The organism is Ideonella oryzae, assembly GCF_024055665.1.
Lineage (GTDB): Bacteria > Pseudomonadota > Gammaproteobacteria > Burkholderiales > Burkholderiaceae_C > Ideonella > Ideonella oryzae.
This window is the reverse complement of sequence record NZ_JAMXMC010000014.1, coordinates 19,235-41,048: the sequence shown is the minus strand read 5'-3', so window position 1 is coordinate 41,048 and position 21,814 is coordinate 19,235. Positions and strand designations below refer to the sequence as shown.

The window sequence follows — 21,814 nt, the reverse complement described above, 5'->3', positions numbered from 1 at the left end:
AGTCAGGCGGGAGACTGGCTGCCGGGTGGGCTATGCCTTGGGGTTGGGTGCCGATGCGGGACGGAGCCTCAGTGGGTCAGCGCGACCTTCATCTGCTCCAGACGGGCCTGGATGGAGGTGTCAAGCACCTCGTCGCCCACCACCACGCGGATGCCACCGATGAGCGACTCATCGACTTGCACCGACGCGTTGAGCTTGCGACCGAAGCGCTTCTCCAGCGTGGCGACCGTGTCGGCCAGTTGGGCGGCGTCCAGGGGGAAGGCGCTGACGATGATCGCGTCCGACACACCACTGCTGGCGTTGACCAGCGCCCGGAACTGGGCGTCGACCTCCGGCAGGGCAGACAGACGGCCGTTCTCGACGACGACCTTCAGCAGATTGGCGACCTTGGGCGACAGGGCGACCTTGGCCACGCTGGTGACCAGATCGAACACCTGCTCCGAAGTCACCTTCGGGTTGTCCGCGAACTGGCGCAGCTGGGCGTCGCCGGCCACCTGCCCCACGGTGTGGAGCTGGTCGACCAGGGCCTGGGCGCTGTCCGTGCCGATGGACTTGTACAGTGCCTCGGCGTAGGGACGTGCGATGGTTGCAAGCTCAGCCATGATTACAGCTCGGTCTTCAGACGGTTCAGAAGATCGGCGTGCACGCCGGCGTTGACTTCACGCTTCAGGATCGCTTCGGCGCCCTTGACAGCCAGCACGGCGACCTGCTCACGCAGGGCTTCGCGGGCCTTCACGGACTCCTGCTCGGCTTCGGCCTTGGCCGCGGCGACGATCTTGGCACCTTCGTCGCTGGCACGCGACTTGGCTTCTTCGATCATCTGCTGGGCCAGACGCTCGGCATCAGCCAGGCGCTTGGCAGCGTCGTCGCGCGCAGCGGACAGCTGCTGCTCGACGCGCTGGTTGGCCACGGCCAGCTCGCTCTTGGCCTTGTCGGCAGCCGACAGGCCTTCGGCGATCTTCTTGGCGCGATCGTCGAGCGCAGCGGTGATCGGCGGCCAGACGAATTTCATCGTGAACCAGACCAGGATCAGGAACACGATCATCTGGACGATGAGGGTACCGGTGATGCTCACTTTTTTGCCTCAAACGGTGACGGGACATTCAGCAGGGGCGCGCCGCAGCGCACCCCGGCCTCTCAACACGACCGTTGCCGAATTACTTGGCGACGACCTGGGCGATCTGGCCCAGGAACGGGTTGGCCGTGGCGAACCACAGGGCGATACCGGTGCCGATGATGAAGGCCGCGTCGATCAGACCGGCCAGCAGGAACATCTTGGTCTGCAGTTCGCCCATCAGCTCGGGCTGGCGAGCGGCCGATTCCAGGTACTTGCTGCCCATGATGCCGATGCCGATACAAGCACCGACAGCACCCAGACCGATGATCAGGCCGGCGGCGAGGGCAACAAAGCTGATGACTTCCATGATGACTCCTAGTTGAGAGGTTGGGTTGGAAAGGTAGAAACGGGAAAGGAAAGAGCGGGGATCCGGATCAACGCACAGGATCAGTGCGAGTCATGGGCCTGGCCGATGTACACCAGCGTCAGCATCATGAACACGAAGGCCTGCAGCGTGATGATCAGGATGTGGAAGATGGCCCAGGCCGAGCCGGCGATGATCTGGCCGATGGCCAAGCCGATGCCGGTACCCAGACCCACGGAGGCGAAGGCGCCACCCATCAGGGCAATCAGCAGGAAGATCAGTTCGCCGGCATACATGTTGCCGAACAGCCGCATGCCGTGCGACACGGTCTTGGCCAGAAACTCGATCATCTGCATCGCGAAATTGAAGGGATACAGGGCCCAGTGGTCGCCGAAGGGTGCAGCGATCAGTTCGTGCGCCCAGCCGCCCAGGCCCTTGATCTTGATGTTGTAGATCAGGCAGGTGATCAGCACGCCCAGCGACAGGCCCATCGTGACAGACAGGTCGGCGGTTGGCACCACGCGCAGCTTGGCTTCGTGGTCGCCCTGGATGGCCTGCCAGATGAAGGGCAGCAGGTCAACCGGCAACAGGTCCATCGCGTTCATCAGGAAAATCCAGATGAAGACTGTCAGCGCCAGAGGAGCCACCAGCTTGCGGCTCTGGGCGTTGTGGACGATGCCCTTGGCCTGAGATTCGACCATCTCGACCAGGATTTCCACCGCTGCCTGGAAGCGGCCCGGCACGCCGGACGTGGCGACCCGGGCAGCCTTCCACAGCAGCAGGCAGCCGACCACACCCAACAGGATGGAGAAGACGATCGAGTCCCAGTGCACCACGCTCATGTCGAACGGGGCGTTGGAACCTTTATTGCTAAGGAAGGTCAGGTGGTGAACGATGTACTCGCCAGCGGTTGGCGCGTGCTCGGCGGCTTCGTGTGCTTCTACGGACATGGCGTGGGTTTCAGTTCAGTTCAACTCTTCCGTCGGCCTCGCCACAAGAGCGCGACCCAATACACCTTGATGCACACGATCAGAGCCACCAGCAAGGCTGGCCAACTCAGACCGGGCACCAGCTTCGGGGCCAGCGCGAGCATGGCCACCGAAACCGCAATCTTGCCGAACTCCCACAACATGACGCTGACAGCCGAAACTGCCGGCGCCAGGCTGGAGAGCCGACTGGTCACACCGCGCGCCATCAAGGCACCCGGCACAACCACCGCGGCGGCGCCATACAGCACCGACACGGCCCAATCCTGACGTCGCGTGATGAGCCAGAGCAAACCAGCCATCACCATGCCGACCACGGCCTGAACCGCGATCACCCGCCACGGCGAGACCGACCGTTCGCGGGCCATCAAGGCCTGCGCCTCTTCGTGCGTCAAGGCCTTGAAAGGCTGCTTGTCCGCCTCATCTTCCAGATCTGCCCACGCGTCGGGGCGGAGGTTACGCCGCTCGGACATCGTGTCGCTTCCAGGTTCCGGGGTGGCAAAGCCGGGCGATTATAGGGGCAATTCCCAATCGTCTAGATGCCCCAGCATGCCCGCGGGTCGTCCGCAGGCTTCTGCTTGACCTGGCGGCCTCCTGCGGTTACGGCGCAGTTACAGCGCCCGCGGTTTACAGAACAGCAAAGTTCGTCGGCAACCCAGGCACCTCCACCCGCATCTGCAGCACACAGCCCGACCAAGGCATGCGCGCCAGCTCGGCCGCCGGCCGCTTGTGACGCGCCGTGGTGATGTAAAGCGTGCGCAGATCCGCCCCCCCAAAGCAGGGCATGGTGGGACAACGCACAGGCAGCGGCACCCGGCGGTCAATGGCGCCTTCCGGGGTGAGCCGCAGCAGGCACTGCCCTTCGAACATGGCCACCCAGTAGCCGCCTTCGGAGTCCACCGCCGCGCCGTCCGGGCGGCCGGCATACAGATCCAGATCCTGATCCGGTGCCTTCAGCGGAAACTGCTGGAACACGCGCCGACGTGTGGGCGAGCCATCCTGCGCATCCATGTCCAGTGCATAGATGCAGTGAGCCTGGGTGTCGCTCCAGTACAGGGTGCGCCCATCCGGGCTCCAGGCCAGGCCATTGCTGGTGGTGATGCCATCGGCCATCCGGTCGATCTCGCCATGCGACCAGCGGTAGAGGGCCGCCGCCGGGCGGTCCTTGGGCTCGTGCAAGGTCCCCACCCAGACGCGCCCCTGCGCATCGGCCTTGCCGTCGTTGAAGCGCTGGATGGCCGGGTCGTAGGGCGGCGGTGCCAGGCGGGTACGCTCCCCACGGGTCGGGTCGAAACACCAGAGCCCGTCGCGCATGGCCAGCACCAATCCCCCTCCCAGCACCGGCATGCAGCAGGCCGGCTCGCTGTCGAAGTGCCAGCGGTCATGGCTCAGACGCACCGGATCGGCGCGGTGCAGTTCGCGCCCCGGAATGTCGCACCAGTAGAGGCAGGCCTCCTCAGGGTGCCAGAACGGCGACTCCCCCAGTTCACAGGGCGCGAAGGGCAGCGGTTGCGGATCGAACAGGGCGGTGCTCATGGCGAGTGCGGCAAATGCAGGCGAGGACCGGACCGATTGTCGGGCCACGCACCCCAAGCCCTCACATGCCCTTGAACAGGTGGGTGTAGCTGCGGCTGACCTCGAGCTTTTCAGGGCTGCCCTTCACGGTGATGATCTGGCGGCCCCGGAAGTCCCGCGTCACCGCGGCGATCGCATGCACCGCCACCAGCGTGGAGCGGTGGATCTGCCAGAACTTCTGCGGATCAACCTCATCGACCAGCTCCTTGATCGGCTTGCGGATCAGCGCCTCCACCGTCGGCGTCTGGACACGGGTGTACTTCTCGTCGCTGATGAAGAACAGCACCTCGTCCACCGGGATCATCTGGATGCTCTGGCCCACCGTGGCCTGGATCCACTGCAGTGGTGCCGGTCGCGGCGCCCCCCCCGGACCAGCCAGGCGGTGCAGCAGCTGCTGCAGGGACCCACCCGTGGGCAGCTCGTCCGGGGCCACCGGCGCACCCGCCTCCAGCTTGGCGCGAGCGGCCAGGCGCTTGCGCAGGCGCTCGACGGTGCGCTGCAGGCGCTCGCGCTCGGCTGGCTTGAGCACATAGTCGGCCGCGCCCTGCTCAAAGGCCTCCACCGCGTACTGGTCGTAGGCGGTGATGAAGACGATCTCCGGCAACCAGCCCTCGTCGCCCACGTCCATCTGGGCGATCTCGCGTGCCGCATCGACGCCCGTCATGCCCGGCATGCGGATGTCCAGGAAGACCACGTCCGGCCGGTGCTGCCGGACCAGTTCGACGGCTTCGGCGCCATGCTTGGCCTCGGCCACGATGTCCAGCTCGGGCCAGACCTCGGCCAGACGGGCGCGCAACTGCTCGCGCATCAGGCGTTCGTCATCGGCCAGCACGGCGCGTACACGGGAAGACTCGCTGAAGGAATCGGCGTCAGAACTCACGGTCATCAAGGGGTGTGGGTGGCGGGGATCTGGACGGCGGGCGTTCAGGCCGAGGTGCTGCCGGCGCCCTCCACCGTGCGGTAGGGCACGGTGATGGTCACGACGGTACCGCAAGGCTGGTTGGCCGTCACGGTCAGGCTGGCCTTGCTGCCATGCAGCAGCTGCAGGCGCTCGCGGATGTTGGCCAGGCCCACACCGGTGCCGGAGGTGGCCGCGGCGCCGAAGCCCACGCCCGTGTCGGCCACCGTCACCTGCAGCTTGCCGTGCACGATCTCGGCCTTGACCCGCAGCTGCCCCCCCTCGGGCTTGGGCTCCAGGCCGTGGCGGATGGCGTTCTCGACCAGGGTCTGAATCATCATGGCCGGAAACTCGGCCGACAGCAGCCCGTCTGGCACGTCCACCTGCGCGTCCAGCCGCTCCTCCATGCGCACCTTCAGGATCTCGATGTAGGGCCGCACCACCGCCAGCTCGCGACCCAGGTCGCGGCTGCCGGCGTCAGCGGTGTCGCGCATGGAGGGCATGCTGGCCCGCAGCAGCGCGATCAGGTTCTTCTGCATCTGGCTGGCCCGCGGCGGATCGGTCTCGATCAGGTGGTCGATGGAGGCCAGGGTGTTGAACAGGAAGTGCGGCTCGACCTGCGCCTGCATGGCGGCCATGCGCGCCTCCACCACCTGGCGCTTGAGCGACTCGGCCTCGGCCGTCTCGGTCGCCTGGGCCGCCTTGACCTCGGCCTGCATGCGGCCCTTGTAGGTGATCTTGATGATCGCCGAAGCCACGACCCAAAGCGCCGCCAGATCGCTCAAGAAGTCCCCGAAGTGGACCTTGCGGGTGCGCACGGTGGCGGCCTGCTGTTCGTCCACCGCCTCCTGGGCGGCATCGCGAGCTTCCTGGGCGGCGTCCCGGGCCTCCTGCATCGCGTCGACGACCTGCTGCTTGGCCTCTTCGATCGCGTCGCGCACTTCGTCAGGCTGGGCACCGGGGGGGAGCTTGACTTCCACCCGCTTGTCCCCCGCCCGGATCACGACCTGCGCCCCGTCGGGGGCCGAGCTGGCCGAGGCCGCGCTGGCCGCGGGCTCCGTACCATCCTTCTTCAGGATCTTGACCCCATGCTCGTCGATCGAGAGCTCGATGCCCTTGGGGCCGCGGCTCGCGGCCGAGGCCACCGAGCCCGGAAGCTCGATGTGGATATCCGGCACCGTCACCGGCGGCACGGGGGGCACGGTCGGCAACTTCACCCGCCCGACCATGGGCGTCACAGACTCGGTGATGGTCCAGGTGAACGGCGGCAGCTTCTGCAGCAGGTTCACGACGATCAGCAGCAGCACCGAGAGCAACACGAAGCGCTTCCAGCTGATGCTGGCCAGCCAGGTGCCATACACATGGAAGGCCTGCACGGCCGCAGCGGAGAAACGCTGCCAGCGCTGCGACCAGGCCGAGGCGGTGGGTGGGATGGACTGCGTCATGGAGGGGTTGCTCGTGAACGGCCCGAGAGAGCCATGTGGTGCACTGTAGCCAAGCCCCGGACGCCCCGTGGCGCCATGCGATGCACCGCAGTGGAGCGGGACAGGCTGCAGCCAGCCGCGACCGGCGTCAGAACCGCCTGACCCGACAGCAGGCGCTCAACGCCGCTCGATGATCACCGGCACAAGCTGCAGCGCCTCGCGCACCCGCTGCGCAGCTTCGCTGGCCTGCTGGCGAGAGGCATAAGGCCCGGCCTGCAGGCGATGCACACCGTTCTCGGCAAAGACCGCCAGTTGGGGAGAGAGCCAGGCCAGCTCAGCCGCCACCTTCTGGCGGAAGCTGTCAGCCCCGTCGCTGCGGCCGAAGGCCCCGAGCTGGACCCAGAAGCCGGCGGCCCGCACGGCGGGCTCGGAGGCGGAGGCATTCGACGCCGCGGGCGTGGCGTCCGCCAACGGCGCGCTGGCGGGGTTCGGTGCTGGCACCGGCAACGAGGGCAACGTGGGGGCCGGTGCGACGACCGGGATGGGCGCCGCCACCGCGGGCGCAGGTGCCACGGCCGCCAGGGCCGTGCCGCCTGTGAACCAGGTCCCGGCGCGGATCTCATCGAAGGTGAGGCGCCGCACCTCCACCGGGGCCACCCCGTTCTGCACCCCCAGCTTCACCGCCGCAGCATAGGACAGGTCGATCACCCGCCCATCGACGAAAGGCCCCCGGTCGTTGACCCGCACGATCACCTCCCGCCCATTGGCCGGGTTGCGCACCCGGGCGTAGCTGGGCAGCGGCATGGTGCGGTGGGCCGCCGTCATCGCATTCATGTCGTAAGCCTCGCCACTGGCCGTGCGGGCGCCGTGGAACTTGGTGCCATACCAGGAGGCCAGCCCCTCCTCATAGAGCGGAAGGTCGGCCGTCATCGGGGTGTAGTTGCGTCCGAGGACGGTGTAGGGCTTGTTGGGGCCGCCCACCCGGATCGGCTCGACCCGCGGCACCGCGTCGGACGCCCCGGACACCGAGCTCCCTCCGCCCGCGGGTGGACCATCCCGACGCGGCGTGGAGGTGCAACCGGCCAGGACCAGAAGCGTCACCGCCAGCCCCAGATGCGCCACTGGCACCCACGAACGTCGGTCGTCCGCACCCGCCGGATGCGGGCCTCGATTGCCTGTCAGACAACACGCGGTTGCCCCATCGACCCGACTCGCCATGGGCCGATGTTACGGTGTCGGATCGCCTTTCCGGGAGATCTCGGCGTCCCGCCGATCCAGCTTGCCTTGCGGGAGGGACGGCAGCAGTTCGGTGAACCGGGACAGGAACCAGTCCTCGCCCAGCGCCTGAGCCAGCACGCTCCGGGCGCGACGTGCCATGGCCTGGCGACGCGCATCGTCCGCCAGCAGTTGCTCGCATTGCTCGGCCAGGTCGGCATAGTCCCAGCGCACGGGCAAGTAGGTTTCCCCCGGGATGAAGAGATCCGGCTGCGTCCGGACATGCCCCATGTCCGGCTTGACCAGCACGCAGCCACACAGGATGGCCTCGAAGTCCCGCCAGCAGATCTCGCCGAAGCCGAAGGGGCTGACGCACAGCTTGGCATCGAGCAGCTCACGGTAGTACTGGGCCTGACCCACCCGGTCGCGGGGGGCCATCACCCGGAATCGGGCGCTCATCCGCTCAAGCTGTTCGACCACCGGCGCACGCAAGCCATGTGTCCACAGCGTGGGCGGCACGTAGGCACGCGAGGCGATGTCCACCGACCGCCCGTCCAGGCGAGGCTCGGGAAGGCTGCGGAACAGGTCGACGATCTTGTCATCGAGCCCGATGTTCCATCCCACCGAGATCTTGCCAAGCTGGTCCGCATTCAAGGGTTCGGACGCCTGCACCGCATGTTCGGTGAGCACCAGTCCCTGCGTCCGGCTCAGGTGGTCAGTGAGGTTGCTCTTGCCTTGGTACGAACGCAGATAGGCGGAACGGTCGGCAAAGGCGTGCTTCTTCACATAGCGGTCGACCTCCCCGAGCAGTTCGGGCCACTGCACGTTGAGATCGTCGTCGCCATCGAAATACACCAGACGGGCCGCCGGCCCCGCCAACTGACCCCGGAGTTGCCGCGCCCAGGCCACGGCCTCCGCCTGTGGCGTGGTGAACCCCAGCTTCAAGCCGATCAGATCAAACTGCCCCCAGTGCTTGACCGCGTCCGGCCGGCCGGGCTCGATCCGCCGGTGGCAAAGCACCACGCCGCAGCGCCGCGCCAGCCCCCCCGCCCACCGCCAGACAGGGGCCCATTGCTGCTCACTGGTGTAGAAGCGCTCGTCACTGCACAGCAGCACCCGGACCGGTCTGGGCGTTCCCGCAAGCCAGCGCATCGCATGGGCCCAGACCAGACGCAAGGGCCAGGTCCCCGGATGGCTGCGCCAGGCCCTGACCAGCTTGCGCCAGCGTTGCCGCCAAGGCCCCGGCAACACCGGCGGCGCCAGGGTCGGAGGCCCGGCCTGCGGCTGTCCGGCAGAGAGGTTCATGGCAGGGTCTCCGTCGAGCGCTCGAGGGGGGGAACACAGGCCTTCAACAGCTGGGCCAGCTTGGCGGCTTCGGTCTCGGCCGCGTGCTGCTGCCGCGCCCGGGCGAACCCATGTTCGCCCCAGGCGTCCAGCTCAGGCACAGGCATCCGCGCCACAGCCAGCATGGCCTGCGCCAGGGCCTCGACATCCCCGGCCGGCACCAGCCAGCCACTGCGCCCCGGCTCCACCAGTTCGGGGATGCCTGCCACACAGGTTCCCAGAACAGGCCGCCGCAGGGCCAGGGCTTCCATCATCACCACCGGCAGGCCTTCGGCGAAGCTCGCGGACACCAGTGCACGTGATGCCAGCAACAGGTCCTGAACTTCGGTGTTGCCGATCCAGCCCGTGATGCAGACATGATCGGCCAGGTTCAGTGCACGGATGTCCGACTCCAATTGCGGTCGCATTGGGCCATCACCCGCGAGCACCACCCGAAGATCGGCGCCCTGGTCCAGCGCCTTTCGCAGCGCCTGCAGCAGCAGGATCTGCCCCTTCTCCGGGCTGAGCCGCCCGACGCAGACCAATTGAGCCGGCTCCCCCGCGGGGACGGGTACCTTGGCGCGGGCCCAGTAGGTGCTGTCCAGCCCGCAATGCACGACCTGCACCTTGGGCCAGTCGGCGGGATCGAGCCAGCGCATCAACTGGCTCCGGCCAAACGAGGAAATGGCCACGACGAACCGCGCGCTCTTGGCTTTTTCCGTCAGCGCCAGGGCATGGGGAGCATCGAATTCCTCCGGCCCGTGCACCGTCATGCTGTAGCCCGGGCCCCCCAGGGACCGGCACAGCAGCATGACCAGGGCCGAGTTGGTCCCGAAGTGCACATGCACATGGCTGACCGCGCCGTGCTGGAGCCAGGCCTTGAGCAGGCAGGCCTCAGCAAAGGCAATGCCCAGCTTGGCCACCGGGATGCGGTTGCGCCAGGCCAGCCGTGCCATCAGCCGCCACGCCGCGGGCCAACGGGGCAGCGCCGTCAGCATGGCCCACAGGAACTCTCGCATGGGGGCATCCAGCAGCAGCCGCGTGCGGCCCAGTTCCACCAGGTCCTGCGGGTCGACCAGTTCCTCCACCGGTGACCGCAAGGCAATGCGCTCCACCGAGAGGCCCAGGGCTTCCAGCGCCTGGATCTCCCTTCGGATGAAGGTGTGGCTCACCTTGGGATACTGGTTGACGAAATAGGCGATGCGCATGGGTGGCTCTGGGCGGGCTGGCAGACTTTGCCCCCTTCAGGAGCTGGGCGAGAGTTGGATCAGGCTGTCTTCATCGAAGATGGGGCAGCCATCGGCCAGCAGTGGCCCCGCCAGGCGAAAGCACAGCGCCGCACTGGTCTCGAAATGCAGCGTGCGATAGCCGAGCCGGGCATGGAAGTCCGCCACCTGCGCCCGGTCTGCTGGCAGGCGAAACGGCTCGACAGTCCGCTCACTGCGACCGAAATCCTGGACCACCTCGGGCCGCTTGAAGTCGTAGGCCAACACACCCTCTGGGCCCAGGCGTCGCGCCAGGTCTTGCAGAAAGGCCTCGAATCGGGTCTTCTCGACGTAGGGACTGACCCCTTCGAGCATCACCAGCCAGCGCCCCCCGGCATGGGCGTCCATCCAGGCGCTCAGCTCGGGGCTGACGGGTGCGTTGAGATCCAGCGGCAGATAGGTCACGTGAGCGCCGCCCCCCAGGCGCGCCCTGGCCAGCGCCTGCTTGCTGGCAATCGCCGCAGGCTGGTCGAGCTCCACCACCCCGACACCACGCGCCGTCAACAGGGCCTCGAAGCGGTAGGCCCGGGTGTCACCACCACAACCCAGATTCAGGATGTGATCGACGCCGCGGTCCACAGCGTCCAGAAAAACCTGGTCGTAGTAGCGGGTGCGCGCCAGCAGGTAGGCGTAGAAGGGCTCGGCCCTCAAGCGATTCAGGAACCAGCGGCCCCGCACCGCGCATTCCAGGCGTTTCCCGCCCGGCAGCAGGCGAACCGCCATGTGATCCGGGTTGCGGTTCTCCGGGGTCTCGTAGCGGGATTGGATCGCCCGCACCTGCCCCACCCGCGCCAGGAAACTGAGATTGGGAAGTCTCATCGATGCCGTCCTTGCTGCTTCATTTCACGCGACACACTGCGCCGCCATTCGGATGGATTCAACTGCGCACTCCCGACGCCATCAACTCCGCCGCGCGTTGCTTGCCATGCCACAGCGCGAGCCACTGATAGCGCCGCAGATACGCCCGGAACTGCGGATCCTCGTAGCGCGGCAGGCGCAGCAAGGCGCTGCGCAGCCAACCCCACAGCATGGCCAGGCTGCCGACCAGGTAGGGCTTCTGGTTGATGCGTCCAGCGGCACTGGCCGCCATGAAAAGAAGCCCTGTCCCCATGAAGTACTGACCAAAGCCATGGCGCATCCGTCCGGTCAGGATGCCGCTCTGGCTGGATCCCATCGGCCGGAGGTGGATGAAACGCAGGTCGGGCTCATCCCAGCTGCAGGCCTTCCAGCCGAGCATGCGACAGCGATGGCAGTCGATGCCGTCCCACATCACCTCGCGGACAAAGCCGCCGATGGCCAGGAAGCAGCGGGTCCTGTAGAACTTGGTCATGCCCAGCGAGGTGTCGTCACCATGGCGCTCGTTGACCAGCCGCCCGTCCTCCTCCAGATAGGCCTTGCCGCTGCAGGTGGCGATGCTCGGGTCCGCCTGCATCTTCTCCATCAGTCGCTCGAAGTAGCGCAGCGGCAGCGAGAGATCGAGGTCCAGCTTGCACAGGAAGTCGAACGCATTCGGGTCGATGGTGTCGAAGCCCGCGTAGAAGGCATCGATCACACCGGGGCCCACCGAACGACGTCCGCGGTCCGGACGGGTCACGATCCGGATCCAGTCATGCCGCTGTGCGTACTCCGCCAGGATCGCCGGCGTGGCATCTGTGGAGCCGTCATCGACGATCACCCAGCAGGCAGGCGGACAGGATTGCGCGATCACGCTGTCCAGCGTCCGTCGCATGTAGTCCGCCTCATTGCGGCAGGGCGAGATCAGCACGTAGCGCGCGCCGGTCTGAAGCAACTCCCGGCCGGAGTCCAGTGCGCTCACCGGCTCGGAGACCCTCGAATTCATGGCCACCTCCATGGCATTTCAGACATCCCGCCACCGCCGCCATGGCAGGCACAGCGACTTCCACCCGGCCAGCAGCGCAAACCGATAGCGTGTGCGACGGCCCTCATACGGGCTGCCATCGGTCCCACGGCGCCCAAACAGGCGAACGGGCCAGCGGAAGGACAGCACGCATTTGACATCGGTCCTCACGGGCTCACCGAGATGTCGACGCAGGATCAACTCGGGCGGCTCTTGAGACGCAAACTGCGTGTACAGGCCCCGGACGATGGCCCGGTATCCTTTGGCACTCCAGGCCATCACGCTCATCTCGACCCATTGGTGATCGGCCATCACGTAGAAGTCCACATGCCGCGGTGCCGAACGTGTCAGCGCGGCGAGATTGGCCACCACATAGCGCCCGGACACCTTCCAGACCAGGGCATCGTCCCCCAGCGAGGACAAGACACGGGATCGTGCAAACAGCGCATCGATCAGCTGGAACTCCGCATAGCCCCGGTGGAAACGCAGCGCCTGCTGCTGCGGCGCCAGGGCCACCCACTCAATGCCCGGATGGGGGAACTTGGCGGCCAGCCGAGTCAGCTCGTAGCCGGAGTTCTCACCGAAGACGATGGCCCGCAGCACCCCTTGAACCAGCAATCCCTGGTAGAAGGCCAGCGCGCTCTCATACTCGGCCAAACGCTCGGCGGGGTCGCGCAGGGCCAAGGTGGGTTGCCCCTCGGCCGGGCTCACCGTGGCCGTCAACAGCAACACGTGGCGGGAGGTGACCTGCGGCATCGCGCTCACCAGAAGGCCCCTTGCCACCGGGTCCCCATGAGCACCACGGCCGCCGACACCCCCAGCCCCAGCGCATCCAGCGCTGGAATCCAGATCCGGTAACGCCACTGGATCGTGGCATCCACCACGTACATGCCCAAGCTGTGGGCGGCGATGCCTACGATCAGGCCATGCGTCCCGCCCCACCACAGCCCGGTGAACGCACTGGCGACGTACAGCACCAGGCGGATGGCGGAGTTCAGCATCATCAACCTGGAGTTGCCCAGCGCCAGATAGAAGGGACCGATGCCCGTCACGATCGAGGGTATGGCACAGCTGGCAAACAGGCGCAGGATCCACCCGCCATCGTGGTAGCGGTGATCGAGCAGCAGATTGACCACCTGCTGACCGAACACCGACAGCACCCACAGCGGCGGAACGAACAAGGCCATCATGCTCAAGCGGATCTTGGCCACCCTCGTCCGCAACTGGGGCAAGGCCTCAGTCTTGAGCTTGGCATAGAGCGGGAACAGCACCTTGGAGCCGATCTGCTCATACGCCTGTCCCACCACGCTGGCCAGGGTGACCGCGATGGAAAAGACCCCCACCTCGGTCATGCTGACAAAGCGACCCAGGATCAGGCTGGCTGCACTGTTCGTGGCAAAACTCAGCACGGTGCTGAGGAAGATCCACTTGCCGAAGCCGATGAGCTCATGCACGGCCGCGGCATCCCAAGCCCATCGGTCGTTGGGGCCCGGAATCAGGTAGTGACTGGCCAACATCTTGAGAATGGCCCCGAACAAGGCGGCATTGACCAGGGCCCACACGCTGGAATACACACTGGCAAAGGCCACCGTGGCCGCCACCGTGAGGATCTGACTGCCCAGCTCGATCAGGGTCACCCGGCCGATGGAAATCTCCCGGAAGGCGGTCAGCAGCTTGGTGGAGTTCAACCCGGAGATCACGGCCGTCAAACCGGTGACGATGACCAGCGGGACCAGCATGGGATCGCGGTAGAAGTGCGCGAAGGGCCAGGCGCCGGCAATGCAGAGAAGCCAGATGAGTGCGCCGCGCATGCCCTGGAGGGTCCAGGCGGTGTTCAGGAAGCGGCGCTCCCCGCCGCGCTCGCTCTGAACCACGCTGGGACCCAGCCCCAGGTCGGAGAACATGTTCACGCCGATGAGGAACACATTCACCAGGGCCATCTGTCCAAAATACTCTGGCGCCAGCAGGCGCGTCAGCACCAGGTTGCTGACCAGCCGGAGCACCTGCGCGCCACCATAGGCGAAGAGAGTCCAGGCCCCCCCCGTCAAGGAGCGTCGGATCAGCCCGGGCTCCGGCGCCCCCGTCGCCTCGGCAGGCAACACCGCCGTCTCCGACTCGGAGATTTCCGGCATCAGCCCGCTTGGGTTCACGACAGCATTGCCCATGCCTCAGGCCCACCCCAACTGCCCGCGGGCCCAGCTTGCGACACGGTGCACGGGCAGCCGGACATTCCAGGCCCACCAGTCTTGAACACCCTGTGTCCAGAGGCCCTCGGTTGGCACGCCAAACTTCTTGAACAAGGCAAGCAGTTGCCGGGTGTACGGCACCGCAGCTTCGTTCGCGGCGAAATGGACCATGCAGGGCGCGAAGGGCCGCCCGGTGGTGACGGCGATGAACTCACACACGCCGGCCGTCGCATCCATGCGCATGGTGCCCGGCCTTGCGCTGAGGTACCGCGCCAGGAAGTCCTGATCAGGGGTCGGCGAAAGACCGAGCATCGTCATCGCGATGGCCATGACGTCTTCGTCGGCATAGCGAATAGCACCCGCCAACTCCCTGTAGTGCCCGGTCACCTCGCGCGCCGTCTCAAAGACTTCAACGCAGGCCGGCTTTTCGAAATAGGCATGACCCGCCCCGTCAATGAAGACCAGACGATCCTTGCCAATTTTTGACAGCACCATGGCACGGTCCAGTCCAAAGGGACTCACACCTTCCGACAGGTAGTCCCCGCAAGCGCAATACGCACGCCCCTTCCAGCGCTCAACGAAGGGTTGCAGGTCCTTGAACACCAGCACATCCGAATCGAGAAACAGTGTGCGCTCGAAGGGCGAATACCGATCCAGATAGACCTTGTGCACAAAGCCGCGCAAACCGGCTTGCTCCGGAATCACATGGTCGAAAAAGCGCCCGGCCTTCTCGGCGACCGATGCGCTGCAGGCGATGGCCAGGGGGACATCGGGGTTGGTGACCCGCAACGACAAGGCCAACCCAATGGCCTTGAGGTAATCGCTGTTGGTCGCCAACGTCAGAACACCAAACTCGGGCATGTCTGCCAATCTCCGCTCACGAACCCGCTCTCTCAGCGTCCAACCGCTGGACCGCCGCGAGAAACTTCCTCAGGCCCCCATCGGGAGCGAATCAGTCATGTGTTGCCGAGGGGTGCTCCTGCGCCAGGTTGGCAAATATCCCAGCCTCGCATACCCCACACACAGCCCCGACAGCATCCAGTAGAGGATGGGAATGTTGTTGATGCTGCTGACGGTCGTGATCATCACGATCACACCGATCATCGCCGCGATCAAGCTCCGCCCCATGGCCCCCATCATCGGGTCCGCTCTGAGCGCCAGCCAGGCACGCACGGCTCCCCAAAGCGCGCAGACGAAGACCCCCGCGAACAGGACCAGACCCACACCACCATAGGCCAGCGCCACCTGGAGATAGCTGTTCACGATGTCCACGATGCCTTCACCCTGGATCATGTCCTGCATCTCGCTGGCCGAGAGGAAGTCAAAGCTGCCAAAGAAGGGATTCTTCGCGATCACCGCGAGTGAGGCATCGATCAATCGTTCACGGTAGGTGACGTTGAATTCATCAACCTTGCCGATGAAGGGAAGCAGGTCCACCACCGAGGCCCCCCAGGGCGTGACAGACAACAGCAACGCCGACCCCAGCACCACGCCCGCCAGCTGCGCCAGCCGGCGCCCCCACGCCGGACTGGTCAGGACCAGCACACCGACGATGACGGCGGCCCCCACCCAGGGGCCCCGCGACACCGGCGCCAGCAGGCCGGCGCCCACACAGGCACAAAGGATCCAGTGATCCCGGCGATTCATCAGAGGCTGAACAGCCGCGCACAGGGCCAAGGCCAGGGCCATCACAAAGCCCAGTGCCAGGGCGTGTCCGGTGGTGACCATGGCCCGAAGGGACTCGCCTCGCATGAGGTAGCCGCCCATGCCCCAGGGGTCCACGCCCATGGCGCCCACCAGGCTGTTGTACAGCAGCCACTTCTTGGCCCACTCAAAGACGGCCAAAGGAGACATCAGCATCACCGCCAGAAGCAGTGACAGGATCGCATCCTGAGCACGCTCCAGCTTCGCCATGGCACGGGTGGCCGCCACATAGGGCAGGAAGACATCCAGGAAGTTGTAGATCGCGAAGCGGGCACTGTTCGTGAACGTGTCGACGGACAACTGCAAGACGAACTGCAGGAGCAGATAGATCAGCAGGCAACGGTCGGCCCAGCCGCTGCCGAACCGGGGCTCCCCCGCTGCCGGCCTCTGCCGGATCCACCACGGCAACAACAGCAACAGCGAGAGCAGCCTGGGCAGGTTGATGTCCAGCAGGTAGTTGAGCCCACCAAAGCCATCGATGCGCACCGGAAACGATGGCAACAGAAACAGCAGAAGCAGGTAGACGGAGAACGGGTAGGGATCCCGAGGCGAGAGCCAGAGGAACAGCAGCAGTCCGATCACGAACAGCCAGAAGCTGTGCGACAGGAACGCCAGCAGCAGCGAAAAAATCCACAGCCGAAACCGCTGGGTGTAGACCGCCGAGGTGTCCAGCCCTGCGAACAGCCGCCGCCCCCAGAGCCAGATGGGCAAGCTGGCCGCCAGGATGATGACAAGCGCACGCAGGTGTTCCGGCATGTTCAGGCCGACTCAGCTGCGCGCCCGATGCCCGCCGGCCATGGGCTCAGTCACCACCGAGGTGCGCTGGAGAGTTGTCCGCCACATGGTTCCAGATGGTGCCCACAACAGGCACCCGCGCCCGCGCCAGCACCCGCGCCGCGTTGGCCAGGGCCTTCACTGGCGTGACCCCCGTTCGGGCCACCAGCAGGGCCGCACCGGTCTTGACCGCCGCGAACACAGCATCCTCCCCGCAGTGCAGGGACGGTGTGTCAACGATCAGCATGTCAAAGTTGCTGCGCGCTCGGGCGAGGAAGTCCTGCCAGGTCGCTCGGGTCAGAAGCTCCAGCGGATTGGGCGGCAGTGCACCTGCCGGCAGCAGGAACAGCCCCGACAGTTCGGACACCCGGAGAATCGCTTCGCTGTGCCGGTGCCCCGCCAGAATGGTCGAAAGGCCGATGTCGTTCTGGATGCCAAAGAGGGTGTGTTGGCGAGGAGCGCGGAAATTGGCATCCACCAGCAGGACGTTCTCCCCCGCCTGGGCGAAGGCCACCGCCAGATTCGCGGCCAGGTAGCTGCGACCCTCGCCTTCCACGGCGCCGAGAACGGCCAACGCGTTGCGCCCCTGGAGTTTGTCGAACCAGTGCAGCATGAGCTGACTGCGGATGGACCGGATCTGATCTGCCGCTCCGCTGAAGGGGTCGCACGCCGACACCACCTCCGAGCTGATCTGGCTGCCTTCGCGCCCGGGTCGCAGATAGGCAAATTCAAACTGCCTGGACAGCGCAAAGCGAACATTTTCGGCCGAGACCAGGCCCAACCGGATGGCGGCCTCGCCAAAGCGAATCCGCTGTGCAGCCTGGTACTGAAGGATGGCGTCGATGTCCTCCTGCCGGATGTATCCGTACTGCACCAGCAGGGCACCGAGTGGCGGATGAGGAGGCGCCTGCGGCCCGAGTTCAATCGAGGACATTTTCATTCGGTCGCCCCCATGGACAACCGAGGGGGTCCGCCGGGGCCGGTCGGACCGGGAAGCCCGAGCAACTGCGGCGGTTGAAAGCCAGGAGGATGAAGGACACCAATGATGGCAATTCCCTCAATGTCTTGGAAATCCTCCAGACAGCGCACCCTGGCATTGCGCATTTCCAGAAGAATCGCGGCAATGGCCGCCAAGGCAAAGCCCCCCGCGAACCCGCCCAGGATACGCACCATCCGCCTCTTCTTGGAAGAGTCCGTGGCCTCATCCGACAAATTCAGCACCCGCAGACTCGTCAGCGTGCTTTGACTTTCCAGCGTGGTCTGGTTCGCGCGCTGGCTGACGGACTCATAGGCCGCCCGCGCGGTGTCCACATCCCGCTGCAGCACGCTGATCTCGTCATGGGCCGCACGCAACGAGAGCACCTGCTTCTTCTGCGCATCGATCATGGCCTTGAGTTGCGCCACCTTGCCACGGCTGGCCTGAGCGGACGCGAACCCTGACCGGGCTGCCTTGGCGGTCTCGGCATCCAGACGCTGACGCAGATTGGCGACCTGCGCCTCCAGCGCAATCCGTTGGGGATGTTCCTTGCCCAGTTTCTCGGAGACATCCAGAAGCTTGAGTTCCGCAGCCGACAGCTGCGCCCGCACACTGGCCACGGCCCCACTCTGCCCCGACTCCGTCCCCGTGCCCCCCCCCGGCCCCCGCGCATCGATGGCCTTGGCCTCGGCGTCCACCAGGGCCGATTCCAGGGCACTGAGTCGCGCGCTTTCCTCGTTCATGCGGTCATCGGTGACCACAATGCCCTTCTCCTGCTGATAGCGGGACAGCTTGGCCTGAGCGGCCTCCAGCGCAGCGCGCGCCGACTTGCTCTGCCCCTGCAACCAAACAGCGGACTCCTTGGTGGGGTCCACCTTCATCTCGATGGACACGTCCATGGCGGCACGAGCCACCGCATTCACTGCGGCGACGGCCAACTCGGGCGATGGTGCTATGCAGGTCAGCGCGATCACATTGCTTCCCCGCACCGGCTCTGCGGTCAGCCCAGCCTGCAAAAAGGCGGACAAGCCCTTGACCGAAGGCGCTTTGCCTTTCATCAGACCCAGCAGGGCAGCACGAACCTGCAGATCATTTGAATCCAGCAGCAGCGTGGCCGCGCGACCGGTCACCTTGTCGGATTTGATGACCTCCAGCTGCGTGGACATGTTGAGGGCGGACATGAAGCCCCCAGTCATCGGGTCCTGGCGCGTGTCCAGCACCAACTGGGCTTCTGCGGTATAGGCCCGGGACTGCCACAGCGCCATGCCCGTGCCGATGACACCCATCAGCAGGCACGACATCAACACCCACCAGCGCCGCTGCCAGATCACCACCAGATGGTGGCGAAAGGACACCGCCATCACGCCACCTCCCGCGGCTGACCCCAGCTGGTGGGGGCCACCGCCGAATCGGCGTCCAACAGGAACAGGGCTTCGTGCCAACGAAACTGTCGGCGAAGACACGCACTGACGCCCTGGATCGTGAACGACATGCTTCGGTCCCTCAGATGGCCATACAACAACATCAACAACCCCAACACTCTGCCATCAATGTGAACCAAATCCTGAGCCTCCACAACCACAGGCAGCCCAGATGCCGCGGCACTGGCCAGTTGCGCCCTCAAAGACGACAGGCTCTGCGCCTCGCCATCCCCTTCATCCACAGACACCCGAATCAGCCGGAGATGAAAAGCCCCCCCCCGCGTCATCCCCGTTGCGCGCACGCCGGAGGCCCTGGCCGCAGCCCCTTCGACCACTTGATGCCACCAGAGGGGCAGAACACTGCCCGCCAGCAGCCGAGAAAACACCTTGGCATCGCTCCAGTAGCGACGCCACAGGAAAGGCTCTTCCTTGATTCGCCAAAGCCATTCCAATCCCCACCGCTGCCAGCGCGGGGGCGCTCGGTGGATGTGGCCGGCGGCCATGCCCACCACGGCCCCCAGATGGCTGACCACCGGAGCCTCCAGCCCGGCAAAGTTGCGCTCAATCCAGGCCAGCCCCTTCTCGGCCCCCAGGGCCACCACGAGAAAGTCGGGCTGCGCCTCGTTGATGCGCCGAATCTGGTCATCGGAGCTCATCGACTCGACGGTGCCGAATCCGGGGGATTCGTAACCGACACAGCACACCCCGCCCTGCAGCGCGTTGACACGGTGACAGGCCTGCTCGGCCACACCATCCGGCGCGCCGAAAAAGAACACCTTCACCGGGGCCTCGGAAGAGGACTCCTGCAGCCGCTCGAACAAGGAGGAGCCCGCCACACGCGCGGGCAGCGGAACCCGCAGCAACTTGGCCACCCACACGATGGGCATGCCATCGGCAAGATTGAGCTGACTGTGGATGATGGCCTGCCGAAATGGGGCGTTGTTCCGGGCCGCCACGATGAAGTTGAGGTTGGCCGTGGCCAGCAGCAGGGGCGTCCGGGAGAGCCGTGCGGAGCGCACCCGCGCCGCCACCTGTTCAAGGCTGATCACATCGAACGGAAGGCCCAGCACGCAGACGACATCGCGCGTGAAGTCCGGAACAGAGGACGGGCGCAGCACGTTCACACCCACCATGCGCAAAGGCCTGGCACCAGACACAGGGCAGACGACGGGCTTCGCCCCCCATGCCGACTGAGAAGGTCACCCTCCGTCCAGAGACTGCCAATGGAACTGGAAAGGATCTCCGAGATCACCACAACACCCTGCTGAGGACGTTGGAACATCTTCCACGCCGGTTGAATGCACGCCGCCGCTCAGGGAGCACCGGGCTCAGCGCGCCGGTTTTGTGCGCTGCGTCTCAGTCTGACGCATCTTGTTGCGTTTGGGTATCCCCTCGCCTGTCTACTGTTTGACGTACTTCATCGGGGGCTTGACGAGTCACCGTGCGGCGACAAGACTCTCAAGCATTCGGACCATGCGGTGTCAGCCCGATGCGAGGTGGTGCTGTGCGTTGTTATCCACTCCGTTCCGTGAATGCCAGATCAGGGTGCAGACTGTTGGATGGGGTGTCGGGGGGCGACCTGTTTGGCCTTTCGACATCCTGCCGTGATGCAGGCGGTGCAGTCCTGGAGGCCACATCCCTCAGGGGTGAAGATCCATGGGCTTGAAGCGCCTGCAGGCAGGCTGCTGAAGACGGCCCTGCCATCCACTCCATCCCAGTTGCGGAGCCAAACCATCCGGAGATTCCGCGACACCCCCCGAGGAATGCTGTGACATCAGGACATCCTGTCCAGGACCGTGCGCTCACTCCGGTCCTTTGCGCAAACCCCTTGCGCAGTCCAGACCTGTCGGTCATCGTGGTCAACTACAACACCGCCCATCTGCTGGAGCGGTGCGTGCAAGCTTTGCGCAAGGCCTGCGAAGGCTTGTCCCTTGAATTGGTGATTGTGGACAACGCGTCACGCGATGAGTCCGCCAACTACATCAGGGATCATTTTCCCTGGGCAAAATTGATTGCCAATCCCACCAACGTCGGGTTCGGGCGCGCCAACAATCAAGCCGTGCAAATCTGCACCGCTCCCTACATTTTGCTGCTCAACGCCGACGCCTATGTGTATCCCGATGCCGTCCGGCAAAGCCTGAAGCACATGGCCAACGAGCCACGCTGCGGGGTGCTGGGTGCACATCTGGTCGATGAGGCAGGACATGGCATCTTCTCGGGCCGCAGATTTCCCTCCTCCTGGGAAACATTCCTGCTCCGCACGGGGCTGCTGCCCCGCCTGGGACAACGCCCCCCGGAGCCGGCGGAAGGTCCCACGCAGCCTCCGGTGCAGGACTGTGATTGGGTCGTGGGCTGCTACTACCTGGTGCGCCGTTCCTTGATTGACCAGGTGGGCCTGTTCGATCCCCGCTACTTCCTCTACTACGAAGAAGTCGACCATTGCCTGGCCGTTCACGCCGCTGGCTGGCGCGTTCAATGCCTGAACACCGCACGCGTGACCCACGTGGGTGGCGGTAGCGCTGCGACCGAAGGAGCGCTGTCGGTCGGACGGCAGATTTCCTCGTTCCAGCAAGAGAGCGGTCTGCTCTACTTTCGCAAACATGGAGGCCTGCTTGGCGTCTGGCGACACGCAGCCCTCTGTTTTCTGACCGAGATTGTCCTGGGACTCAAGTTCGTCTTGAAGCGCCGCCGCATCTCGGGCTTGTCCGCCTTCACCCAACAGGCCCGAATGATCTGCCGGCTGATGTGGCAAACACGCGCTGGCAGCCGCCCGACCCGATGAGAAGAC

General features: G+C 65.6%; 21 protein-coding genes. 1 reads left to right on the top strand and 20 read right to left on the bottom strand.

The window, feature by feature from the left end; all coding sequences use genetic code 11:
• Window positions 1-68: 68 nt before the first annotated feature.
• The 20 genes from M0L44_RS19650 to M0L44_RS19555 all read right to left on the bottom strand — a co-directional run bounded on the left by M0L44_RS19650 (window position 69) and on the right by M0L44_RS19555 (window position 20,150).
• A complete protein-coding gene (locus M0L44_RS19650; RefSeq protein ID WP_252771882.1) occupies window positions 69-602 on the bottom strand; it encodes a F0F1 ATP synthase subunit delta in 534 nt (177 codons plus the stop codon).
• A gap of 2 nt (window positions 603-604) precedes the next feature.
• Window positions 605-1,075, bottom strand: coding sequence for a F0F1 ATP synthase subunit B (locus tag M0L44_RS19645; protein ID WP_151124075.1), 471 nt, complete (start codon window positions 1,073-1,075; stop codon window positions 605-607).
• Between the two features lie 82 nt (window positions 1,076-1,157).
• Entirely contained in the window at window positions 1,158-1,424 is a 267-nt protein-coding gene (atpE, locus tag M0L44_RS19640; RefSeq protein WP_256490378.1) for a F0F1 ATP synthase subunit C, read from the bottom strand.
• 80 nt (window positions 1,425-1,504) lie between these two features.
• On the bottom strand, window positions 1,505-2,371 hold the full coding sequence (gene atpB / locus M0L44_RS19635; protein WP_252771881.1) for a F0F1 ATP synthase subunit A: 867 nt from the start codon (window positions 2,369-2,371) through the stop codon (window positions 1,505-1,507).
• A 20-nt stretch (window positions 2,372-2,391) separates the two neighbouring features.
• Entirely contained in the window at window positions 2,392-2,880 is a 489-nt protein-coding gene (locus tag M0L44_RS19630; RefSeq protein ID WP_252771880.1) for an ATP synthase subunit I, read from the bottom strand.
• Window positions 2,881-3,034: 154 nt separating this feature from the next.
• On the bottom strand, window positions 3,035-3,943 hold the full coding sequence (locus M0L44_RS19625) for an SMP-30/gluconolactonase/LRE family protein (RefSeq protein ID WP_252771879.1): 909 nt from the start codon (window positions 3,941-3,943) through the stop codon (window positions 3,035-3,037).
• A gap of 61 nt (window positions 3,944-4,004) precedes the next feature.
• Window positions 4,005-4,862, bottom strand: coding sequence for a LytR/AlgR family response regulator transcription factor (locus tag M0L44_RS19620; protein WP_354004155.1), 858 nt, complete (start codon window positions 4,860-4,862; stop codon window positions 4,005-4,007).
• 44 nt (window positions 4,863-4,906) lie between these two features.
• Window positions 4,907-6,325, bottom strand: a complete 1,419-nt coding sequence (locus tag M0L44_RS19615; RefSeq protein WP_252771878.1) for a histidine kinase — start codon at window positions 6,323-6,325, stop codon at window positions 4,907-4,909.
• 156 nt (window positions 6,326-6,481) lie between these two features.
• Entirely contained in the window at window positions 6,482-7,330 is an 849-nt protein-coding gene (locus tag M0L44_RS19610) for a septal ring lytic transglycosylase RlpA family protein (RefSeq protein ID WP_252771877.1), read from the bottom strand.
• Between the two features lie 201 nt (window positions 7,331-7,531).
• The gene (locus M0L44_RS19605; RefSeq protein ID WP_252771876.1) at window positions 7,532-8,695 is read right to left on the bottom strand and encodes a glycosyltransferase family protein; all 1,164 of its coding nucleotides are present in this window, start codon (window positions 8,693-8,695) and stop codon (window positions 7,532-7,534) included.
• 125 nt (window positions 8,696-8,820) lie between these two features.
• The gene (locus tag M0L44_RS19600) at window positions 8,821-10,050 is read right to left on the bottom strand and encodes a glycosyltransferase family 4 protein (RefSeq protein WP_252771875.1); all 1,230 of its coding nucleotides are present in this window, start codon (window positions 10,048-10,050) and stop codon (window positions 8,821-8,823) included.
• Between the two features lie 36 nt (window positions 10,051-10,086).
• Window positions 10,087-10,926, bottom strand: coding sequence for a class I SAM-dependent methyltransferase (locus tag M0L44_RS19595; RefSeq protein WP_252771874.1), 840 nt, complete (start codon window positions 10,924-10,926; stop codon window positions 10,087-10,089).
• Between the two features lie 58 nt (window positions 10,927-10,984).
• A complete protein-coding gene (locus M0L44_RS19590) occupies window positions 10,985-11,923 on the bottom strand; it encodes a glycosyltransferase family 2 protein (RefSeq protein ID WP_252771873.1) in 939 nt (312 codons plus the stop codon).
• A gap of 42 nt (window positions 11,924-11,965) precedes the next feature.
• The gene (locus M0L44_RS19585; protein WP_252771872.1) at window positions 11,966-12,721 is read right to left on the bottom strand and encodes a hypothetical protein; all 756 of its coding nucleotides are present in this window, start codon (window positions 12,719-12,721) and stop codon (window positions 11,966-11,968) included.
• Window positions 12,722-12,726: 5 nt separating this feature from the next.
• Window positions 12,727-14,097 (bottom strand): oligosaccharide flippase family protein, encoded by a 1,371-nt coding sequence (locus M0L44_RS19580; RefSeq protein WP_252771871.1) that lies wholly within the window; start codon window positions 14,095-14,097, stop codon window positions 12,727-12,729.
• A 36-nt stretch (window positions 14,098-14,133) separates the two neighbouring features.
• Window positions 14,134-15,012 (bottom strand): hypothetical protein, encoded by an 879-nt coding sequence (locus M0L44_RS19575; protein WP_252771870.1) that lies wholly within the window; start codon window positions 15,010-15,012, stop codon window positions 14,134-14,136.
• A gap of 69 nt (window positions 15,013-15,081) precedes the next feature.
• Window positions 15,082-16,611, bottom strand: coding sequence for an O-antigen ligase family protein (locus M0L44_RS19570; protein WP_252771869.1), 1,530 nt, complete (start codon window positions 16,609-16,611; stop codon window positions 15,082-15,084).
• A 46-nt stretch (window positions 16,612-16,657) separates the two neighbouring features.
• Window positions 16,658-17,563, bottom strand: a complete 906-nt coding sequence (locus M0L44_RS19565; protein ID WP_252771868.1) for a polysaccharide biosynthesis tyrosine autokinase — start codon at window positions 17,561-17,563, stop codon at window positions 16,658-16,660.
• A 2-nt stretch (window positions 17,564-17,565) separates the two neighbouring features.
• On the bottom strand, window positions 17,566-18,966 hold the full coding sequence (locus tag M0L44_RS19560) for a GumC family protein (RefSeq protein ID WP_252771867.1): 1,401 nt from the start codon (window positions 18,964-18,966) through the stop codon (window positions 17,566-17,568).
• Window positions 18,966-20,150 (bottom strand): WecB/TagA/CpsF family glycosyltransferase, encoded by a 1,185-nt coding sequence (locus M0L44_RS19555; RefSeq protein WP_252771866.1) that lies wholly within the window; start codon window positions 20,148-20,150, stop codon window positions 18,966-18,968. The genes M0L44_RS19560 and M0L44_RS19555 overlap by 1 nt, the downstream gene beginning before the upstream one ends.
• A 704-nt stretch (window positions 20,151-20,854) precedes the next feature.
• On the opposite strand from M0L44_RS19555, the gene M0L44_RS19550 reads away from it, so the two are divergent.
• Entirely contained in the window at window positions 20,855-21,808 is a 954-nt protein-coding gene (locus M0L44_RS19550) for a glycosyltransferase family 2 protein (protein ID WP_252771865.1), read from the top strand.
• Window positions 21,809-21,814: the final 6 nt, after the last annotated feature.

Bases quoted from the DNA above. Each gene is read 5' to 3' on its own strand.
- M0L44_RS19650 (WP_252771882.1), bottom strand. From the start codon at position 602: ATGGCTGAGCTTGCAACCATCGCACGTCCCTACGCCGAGGCACTGTAC.
- atpE (WP_256490378.1), bottom strand. From the start codon at position 1,424: ATGGAAGTCATCAGCTTTGTTGCCCTCGCCGCCGGCCTGATCATCGGT.
- atpB (WP_252771881.1), bottom strand. From the start codon at position 2,371: ATGTCCGTAGAAGCACACGAAGCCGCCGAGCACGCGCCAACCGCTGGC.
- M0L44_RS19630 (WP_252771880.1), bottom strand. From the start codon at position 2,880: ATGTCCGAGCGGCGTAACCTCCGCCCCGACGCGTGGGCAGATCTGGAA.
- M0L44_RS19625 (WP_252771879.1), bottom strand. From the start codon at position 3,943: ATGAGCACCGCCCTGTTCGATCCGCAACCGCTGCCCTTCGCGCCCTGT.
- M0L44_RS19615 (WP_252771878.1), bottom strand. From the start codon at position 6,325: ATGACGCAGTCCATCCCACCCACCGCCTCGGCCTGGTCGCAGCGCTGG.
- M0L44_RS19600 (WP_252771875.1), bottom strand. From the start codon at position 10,050: ATGCGCATCGCCTATTTCGTCAACCAGTATCCCAAGGTGAGCCACACC.
- M0L44_RS19595 (WP_252771874.1), bottom strand. From the start codon at position 10,926: ATGAGACTTCCCAATCTCAGTTTCCTGGCGCGGGTGGGGCAGGTGCGG.
- M0L44_RS19585 (WP_252771872.1), bottom strand. From the start codon at position 12,721: ATGCCGCAGGTCACCTCCCGCCACGTGTTGCTGTTGACGGCCACGGTG.
- M0L44_RS19580 (WP_252771871.1), bottom strand. From the start codon at position 14,097: ATGCCGGAAATCTCCGAGTCGGAGACGGCGGTGTTGCCTGCCGAGGCG.
- M0L44_RS19575 (WP_252771870.1), bottom strand. From the start codon at position 15,012: ATGCCCGAGTTTGGTGTTCTGACGTTGGCGACCAACAGCGATTACCTC.
- M0L44_RS19570 (WP_252771869.1), bottom strand. From the start codon at position 16,611: ATGCCGGAACACCTGCGTGCGCTTGTCATCATCCTGGCGGCCAGCTTG.
- M0L44_RS19565 (WP_252771868.1), bottom strand. From the start codon at position 17,563: ATGTCCTCGATTGAACTCGGGCCGCAGGCGCCTCCTCATCCGCCACTC.
- M0L44_RS19560 (WP_252771867.1), bottom strand. From the start codon at position 18,966: ATGGCGGTGTCCTTTCGCCACCATCTGGTGGTGATCTGGCAGCGGCGC.